Genomic DNA, 624 nt, shown 5'->3' with positions numbered 1-624 from the left:
CACGACCAGCACGGGGTGGGGCGGTTCCTGGAACTGGTCTCACGCAGGGTGGGTCGCGGGGACGCGGCCGTGACCCGGGACTACCTGCTCATCGAGTACGCGCCCTCGAAGAAGGGACAGCCCGGGGACCGGCTCTTCGTCCCCACCGATGCCCTGGACCAGGTCACCAAGTACACCGGTTCCGACCAACCGTCCCTCTCGCGCATGGGTGGGGCCGACTGGGCCAAGACCAAGCAGAAGGCCCGCAAGGCGGTCAAGGAGATCGCCAAGGAGCTCATCCGCCTCTACGCCGCGCGCCAGGCCACCAAGGGGCACGCCTTCGCTCCCGACACCCCTTGGCAACGTGAACTGGAGGATGCCTTCCCCTATGTGGAGACCCCCGACCAGTTGGTGACCATGGACGAGGTCAAGGCCGACATGGAGAAGCCGGTGCCCATGGACCGCCTCCTCACCGGTGACGTGGGCTACGGCAAGACGGAGATCGCGGTGCGGGCTGCGTTCAAGGCGGTCCAGGACGGCAAGCAGGTGGCGGTGTTGGTTCCCACGACCCTCCTGGTCCACCAGCACTTGGAGACCTTCACGGAGCGCTACGCCGGGTTCCCCGTGGACGTGGCCACGCTCTCG

General features: G+C 67.5%; 1 protein-coding gene. It reads left to right on the top strand.

Annotated features, from left to right (window positions below; genetic code table 11):
* On the top strand, positions 1-624 hold a 624-nt coding region (locus FK268_RS23295), incomplete at both ends, for a CarD family transcriptional regulator (RefSeq protein WP_146437823.1).

Source organism: Tsukamurella sputi, from assembly GCF_007858445.1.
GTDB lineage: Bacteria > Actinomycetota > Actinomycetes > Mycobacteriales > Mycobacteriaceae > Tsukamurella > Tsukamurella sputi.
This window is presented reverse-complemented; position numbering and strand designations above follow the sequence as displayed.